The organism is uncultured Limnohabitans sp., assembly GCF_937889215.1.
Taxonomy (GTDB): domain Bacteria; phylum Pseudomonadota; class Gammaproteobacteria; order Burkholderiales; family Burkholderiaceae_C; genus Limnohabitans_A.
The window spans coordinates 1-5,806 of record NZ_CALBEX010000274.1 but is presented as its reverse complement, the minus strand read 5'-3'; the positions used below and the strand labels follow the sequence as shown (position 1 = coordinate 5,806).

Sequence of the window (5,806 nt, the reverse complement as noted above, 5' to 3'; positions counted from 1 at the left end):
GGTTGAAATGAGTGGGGTACTACCAAAGACCAAAGGACACCCTCGTCTGTGGACGCCGCTTGGCAGGCGGCATAGCCTGCATCTGCGCCGGGCCGGGCTTTGGGGTCGTCGCCCGGGCGCACCACCGGCAAGTCAAACAACACGGCAGCAGGCACGATGGGCACGCGGCCATAGCCGGTTTCAAAACCGATGCCCTGCTCATCGAGCCAGCGCACCACGCCCGTGGCGGCGTCCAGGCCAAAGGCGCTGCCGCCGCTCAGCACCACGGCATGCACTTTGTCGACCAGATTGGCTGGGTCCAGCAAATCGGTCTCGCGGGTGCCCGGGGCGGCCCCGCGCACGTCCACCGCGCCCACGGCACCACCGGGAGCCAAGACCACCGAGCAGCCCGTCAGCCGTTCACTCAGTGTGAAGTGACCGACCTGCAGGCCGGGGACATCCACAATCGAGCCCGCAAGGGATTTGGGGGCGCTGTTTACAATCGTTTGTGATGTCATTGAATACCCTGTTCATCGTTGCTCACAGCCCCAAGGATAGCGCGTGCCCCTGTTTGTTTTGAGACGGTTGCTGAGCTTTGTGCTGACCCTGCTGGCCACATCGATCGTGGTGTTTGCGGTGCTGGAGTTGCTGCCGGGCAATGCCGCGCAGGTTATTTTGGGCGAAACGGCCACGCCCGAGTCCATTGCCGCGATGGAAGAAAAATTGGGCCTGAACCAGCCCGCGGCCACCCGTTACCTAAGTTGGATGGGCGGCATGCTGCAGGGGCAGACGGGCCTGAGCATCTCTTACGACACCCCCACCGCCCAATTGATGGCCGAGCGCATGCAAGTCACGCTGCCGCTGGCCGTGATGGCCATGGGGCTCACGGTGGCGCTGGCGCTGGCGCTGGGCATTTACGCCGCTTCGCAGCAAAACAAGGCGGGTGATGTGGGCGTGATGACGCTCAGCCAACTGGGCTTGGCCCTGCCCAATTTCTGGCTGGCTATTCTTTTGATCTTGCTGTTCGCGGTACACCTGGAGTGGGTGAGCGCGGGCGGTTTCCCGGGCTGGTCCGAGGACGATGGCGGCGGGGTGGGCGAGGGCATCAAGGCCTTGCTTTTACCCGCCATGGCGCTGGCGGCGGTGCAAACGGCCATCTTGACGCGAGTCACCCGATCGGCCGTGCTCGACACTTTGCGCGAAGACTTTGTGCGCACCGCACGGGCCAAAGGCCTGTCACGCCGTCAGGTCCTGTGGGGCCATGTGCTGCGCAACGCCATGATCCCGGTGCTCACGGTGATGGGCTTGCAGTTCGGCAACCTGATCACCAGCGCCATCGTGATTGAAAACGTGTTTGTGCTGCCCGGCATTGGGCGGCTGATTTTTCAGGCCATTGCCAACCGCGACCTGATCGTGGTGCGCGATGTGGTCATGTTGCTGTCGGCGCTGGTCATCCTTATCAACTTTTGCATCGACGTGCTGTATGCGTGGATCGATCCACGATTGAAGGCAGGCCATGCCAAATAAGAACACTGTTTGGCGACGCGCTTTGCGACACCCGAGTTTTGTGGCGGGCGGTGCCATGGTGCTGCTGATGGTGCTGTGCGCGGTGCTCTCCATGTTTTGGTCCCCTTACCCGGTGGGCGACATCGACATTCCCAACAAACTGGCTTCGCCCAGCGCCGCGCATTGGCTGGGCACCGACAGCCTGGGGCGTGACATCGGTTCCTTGCTTTTGGTGGGCAGCCAAAACTCCTTGCTGGTGGGCTTCATTGCGGTGGGCATTGGCCTGGGTGTGGGCGTGCCTTTGGGCTTACTGGCCTCGGCGCGACGCGGCTGGGTGGAAGAGCTCATCATGCGGGCCTCGGATTTCACCTTTGCATTTCCGGCCTTGTTGTCGGCCATCATGCTCACGGCCATTTACGGGCCGGGTCTGGTAGTAAGCATTGTGGCGATTGGCATTTTCAACATCCCGGTTTTTGCCCGCATTTCGCGCGGCGCGGCCAACGCGGTCTGGGCGCGCGACTTCACCGCAGCTGCCCGAGCCGCAGGCCAGGGCCCGCTGGCCATCACACTCACGCATGTGCTGCCCAACATCGCCAGCGTGCTGATCGTGCAGGCCACCATCCAGTTCGCGATCGCCATCTTGGCCGAGGCGGCTTTGTCATATTTGGGCCTGGGCACGCAGCCGCCGCAACCCAGCTGGGGCCGCATGCTCAACGAAGCGCAGTCCCAGATGTTCCAAGCCCCCATGCTGGCGGTGTACCCGGGCGCGGCTATTGCGCTGGCGGTGCTGGGGCTGAATTTGCTGGGCGATGGATTGCGCGATGTGCTCGATCCTCGGCTGGCGCGGCAAAGGTGAACATGAACGATCGATCAAGCACCAAACCGTTGCTGCAAGTCGATGATTTGCGGGTGAGCCTGCCCACGGCCCGGGGTTGGGCACAAGCCCTGCGTGGCGTGTCTTGGCGCATGGAGCGGGGCCAGACGGTGGGCCTGATTGGTGAGAGCGGCAGCGGCAAATCGCTCACGGCTTTGGCCCTGATGGGCTTGCTGCCTGAACGCGCCCGCGTGAGCGGCTCCATTGCGCTGCAAGGCCAAGAGCTGGTGGGTCTGCCCGAGCCGCAGATGTGCCAGCTGCGCGGTGCCCGCATGGCGATGATTTTTCAGGAGCCGATGACGGCGCTCAACCCCTTGCACCCGATCTGGAAGCAGATTGCCGAGCCTTTGCGCCTGCACCAACACATGAGCGCCCGCGACGCCAAAGCCCGCGCCTTGCAACTGCTCGAACGGGTGCAGCTGCCCCGGGCGCGTGAGCGGCTTGACGCGTATCCGCATGAGTTGTCGGGCGGGCAACGCCAGCGCATCATGATCTCGATCGCGCTGGCCTGCAGCCCCGACCTGTTGATTGCAGACGAACCCACCACCGCGCTGGATGTGACGGTGCAAAAAGAAGTGTTGGCGCTCATCCAACAACTGGTTCGCGAAGACGGTATGGGCTTGCTCTTGATCAGCCACGATCTGGGCCTGATGCAGGACCAGGTGGACCGTGTGATGGTGATGTACGGTGGGGCGGTGGTCGAGAGTGCGGCCACGCCCGATTTGTTTGCGCATCGGGCGCATCCGTACACACGCGGTTTGTTTGCGGCGCGCCCGCGCTTGGGGCTGGCACGCGGTACCCGCTTGACCACGATTCCTGGCAGCGTGCCCGAGTTGATGGATTTTCCTGCGGGTTGTGCGTTTGCCGACCGCTGCAGTTTGGCTGTGGAAGATTGCCGCCAAACACCCCCGCAGGCCGAAAACATCGCACACGAAGCCGCTCGGGAAACGCCCCATGTGGTCAGTTGCCCGCGCTGGAGGCTGCCATGAGCGAGACGCCCACATCTGCGCCACTGCTGGAGGTGAAGCACTTGGGTCGGCGCTTTGCCTTGCCTCGCACGGGTTTGTTTCAACCCGCAGGCGCTTTGCAGGCTTTGTCGGACGTGAGCTTTACCTTGCCGCCGGGCAAAAGTGTGGGCATCGTGGGCGAATCGGGCTCGGGCAAGTCCACGCTGGCACGCTTGGTCATGGCACTGGACACACCCACCGAGGGGCAAGTGGTGTTCAGGGGTGTGAACGTGCACCAGACCCACGGGCAAGCCTTGCGGCAGTTGCGCAGCGGTTTTCAGATGGTGTTTCAAGACCCGTATGGCTCGCTGGACCCGCGTCAAAAAGTGCTGGCCATCGTGACCGAGCCGATCAAGACCTTGGTCGAACCTGCGGATGGTCGAACGGAGCTGCGCGACCGTGCTGCCTTGGCTTTGAGCGAGGTAGGCCTCAGAACCGCAGACCTCGACAAATACCCGCACGAGTTTTCGGGTGGGCAACGCCAGCGCATTGCGATTGCCCGCGCCTTGATCACCCACCCCGCCCTGATCGTGGCCGATGAGCCGGTCAGTGCGCTCGATGTGTCGGTGCAGGCGCAGGTGCTGAACCTGATGATGGACCTCCAAGACCGCTACGGCCTGAGTTATTTGTTTGTCAGCCACGACTTGGCGGTGGTCAATCTGATGTGCGACGATGTGCTGGTGTTGCAGTCGGGCCGTGTGGTCGAGCAAGGCCCGGCCGAACAGATTTTCAAGCAAGCCGAGCACCCTTACACTCGGGCTTTGTTGGCCGCTGTGCCAGGCCAGCCCCCTTCTTTTTTGACGCAGGAGTCCCCATGAAAAACGTCTCTTCCATGACCCGCCGCGCCCTCGCTTTGAGCTCCGCAGCCGTGTTGGTCGCCAGCTTGGTGGCTGCGCCTTTGCAAGCGCAAGCGCAGTCACGCAAAGACACCGTGACTTTGGGCATGATCCTGGAGCCGACCAGTTTGGATCCGACCATGGCTCCCGCCGCTGCCATTGGTGAGGTGGTGCACTACAACATCCTCGAAGGCCTGACCAAGATCAACGTCGATGGCCGAGTGACCCCCTTGCTGGCCGAGAGTTGGAAAATGGACGCCGACGGCAAGGCTTACACCTTCAAACTGCGCAAGGGCGTGAAGTTTTCCGATGGCGCAACTTTCGACTCGGCCGCTGTCAAATTCAGCTTTGAGCGGGCCAAAGACGCCAAGAGCACCAACAAGGCCAAGGGAGCGGTGTTCAACAACATCAGCCACATCTCTACCCCCGATGCGCACACCGTGGTGCTGGTGCTGACCAACCCGGACGGCAATTTCTTGTTCCGCATGGGCGAAAATACCGCTGTCATTCTTCATCCCAACAGCGCGGCCAATGCCGCCACCCAGCCTGTGGGCACCGGCCCTTACACATTGGAGCGCTGGGCCAAAGGCACGGCTGTGACCTTGTCCAAGTGGGATGGCTTTCGCGATGCCAACGCCATCAAGGTGAAGAAGGTCACCTTCCGCTTCATCAACGACTCGGCCGCCCAGGTGGCTGCCTTGTTGGCGGGCGACATCGACGGCATGCCGCGTTTCCAGTCGCCACAAAGCCTCAAGCGATTCCAGTCGGACAAGCGCTTTGTGGTCGAGCTGGGCAGCACAGCCGGCAAAGGCATCATGACCATCAACAACCGCAAAAAGCCGTTTGACGATGTGCGCGTGCGTCGCGCCCTGTCGCATGCGGTTGACAAAAAAGCCTTCATCGACGGCGTGTTTGAAGGCCTGGCCAAGCCCATTGGCAGCCACATGGCCCCCACCGATGCGGGCTATGTGGAGCTGAGCAATACCTACGCTTACGACCCTGAAAAAGCCAAGGCCCTGCTCAAGGAAGCCGGCGTGCAAACCCCACTGAACGTGACCTTGACCTTGCCCCCACCGCCCTATGCCCGCAAAGGCGGCGAAATCTTGGCCGCACAGCTGGCCAAGGTTGGCATTGTGGCCAAAATTGAAAACGTGGAATGGGCCCAATGGCTGGGCGGCACCTTCAAGGGCAACTTTGACCTGACGGTGATCAACCACGTCGAGCCACTGGACTACATGGCTTACGCCAACCCGCAGTATTACTGGGGTTACGACAGCAAGGCTTTCCGCGACTTGGCGGCCAAGCACGCGGCCACCACGGCAGCCAAAGACCGCACCCAGCTGTTTGGTGACATGCAGCGCATGATCGCCAAGGATGCGGTCAACGTGTTTTTGTTCAATCCGACCAACACGGCGGTGTACCGCAAAGGCCTCCAAGGCCTGTGGTCCAGCTCGCCGATTTTTGCCAACGACATGTCGGCTGTGTCTTGGCAATAAATTGAAGGGCAGCCCGAAAGTGCCCTCAAAAGCTTGCTATAATTCTATGCATGATGCGGCTGTAGCTCAGCTGGATAGAGTACTTGGCTACGAACCAAGGGGTCGTGG

General features: G+C 61.7%; 6 protein-coding genes. 5 read left to right on the top strand and 1 reads right to left on the bottom strand.

Annotation, left to right across the window (positions count from 1 at the left end; translation table 11 throughout):
* Positions 1-497: P1 family peptidase (locus Q0341_RS06945; RefSeq protein WP_299511491.1), on the bottom strand; the 497-nt coding region annotated here is incomplete at its 3' end.
* Between the two features lie 43 nt (positions 498-540).
* On the opposite strand from Q0341_RS06945, the gene Q0341_RS06940 reads away from it, so the two are divergent.
* Genes Q0341_RS06940 through Q0341_RS06920 form a run of 5 tightly spaced genes read left to right on the top strand, consistent with a single transcriptional unit; the run spans position 541 to position 5,698 of the window.
* Positions 541-1,506: an ABC transporter permease gene (locus Q0341_RS06940; protein ID WP_299511489.1), complete on the top strand. Its 966-nt coding sequence runs from the start codon at positions 541-543 to the stop codon at positions 1,504-1,506.
* Complete coding sequence (locus Q0341_RS06935) at positions 1,496-2,341, top strand: ABC transporter permease (protein WP_299511487.1); 846 nt, start codon at positions 1,496-1,498, stop codon at positions 2,339-2,341. Before Q0341_RS06940 ends, Q0341_RS06935 begins: the two co-directional genes overlap by 11 nt.
* 2 nt (positions 2,342-2,343) lie before the next feature.
* Positions 2,344-3,348: an ABC transporter ATP-binding protein gene (locus tag Q0341_RS06930; protein WP_299511485.1), complete on the top strand. Its 1,005-nt coding sequence runs from the start codon at positions 2,344-2,346 to the stop codon at positions 3,346-3,348.
* Positions 3,345-4,184 carry an ATP-binding cassette domain-containing protein gene (locus Q0341_RS06925; protein WP_299511483.1) on the top strand — a complete coding sequence of 280 codons (840 nt, stop codon included), beginning with the start codon at positions 3,345-3,347 and terminating at the stop codon, positions 4,182-4,184. Before Q0341_RS06930 ends, Q0341_RS06925 begins: the two co-directional genes overlap by 4 nt.
* Positions 4,181-5,698 (top strand): ABC transporter substrate-binding protein, encoded by a 1,518-nt coding sequence (locus tag Q0341_RS06920; protein ID WP_299511481.1) that lies wholly within the window; start codon positions 4,181-4,183, stop codon positions 5,696-5,698. Before Q0341_RS06925 ends, Q0341_RS06920 begins: the two co-directional genes overlap by 4 nt.
* The last annotated feature ends 108 nt before the right edge of the window (positions 5,699-5,806 follow it).

Coding starts and splice junctions, on each gene's coding strand:
- Q0341_RS06925 (WP_299511483.1), top strand. CDS start 3,345: ATGAGCGAGACGCCCACATCTGCGCCACTGCTGGAGGTGAAGCACTTG.
- Q0341_RS06930 (WP_299511485.1), top strand. CDS start 2,344: ATGAACGATCGATCAAGCACCAAACCGTTGCTGCAAGTCGATGATTTG.
- Q0341_RS06935 (WP_299511487.1), top strand. CDS start 1,496: ATGCCAAATAAGAACACTGTTTGGCGACGCGCTTTGCGACACCCGAGT.
- Q0341_RS06920 (WP_299511481.1), top strand. CDS start 4,181: ATGAAAAACGTCTCTTCCATGACCCGCCGCGCCCTCGCTTTGAGCTCC.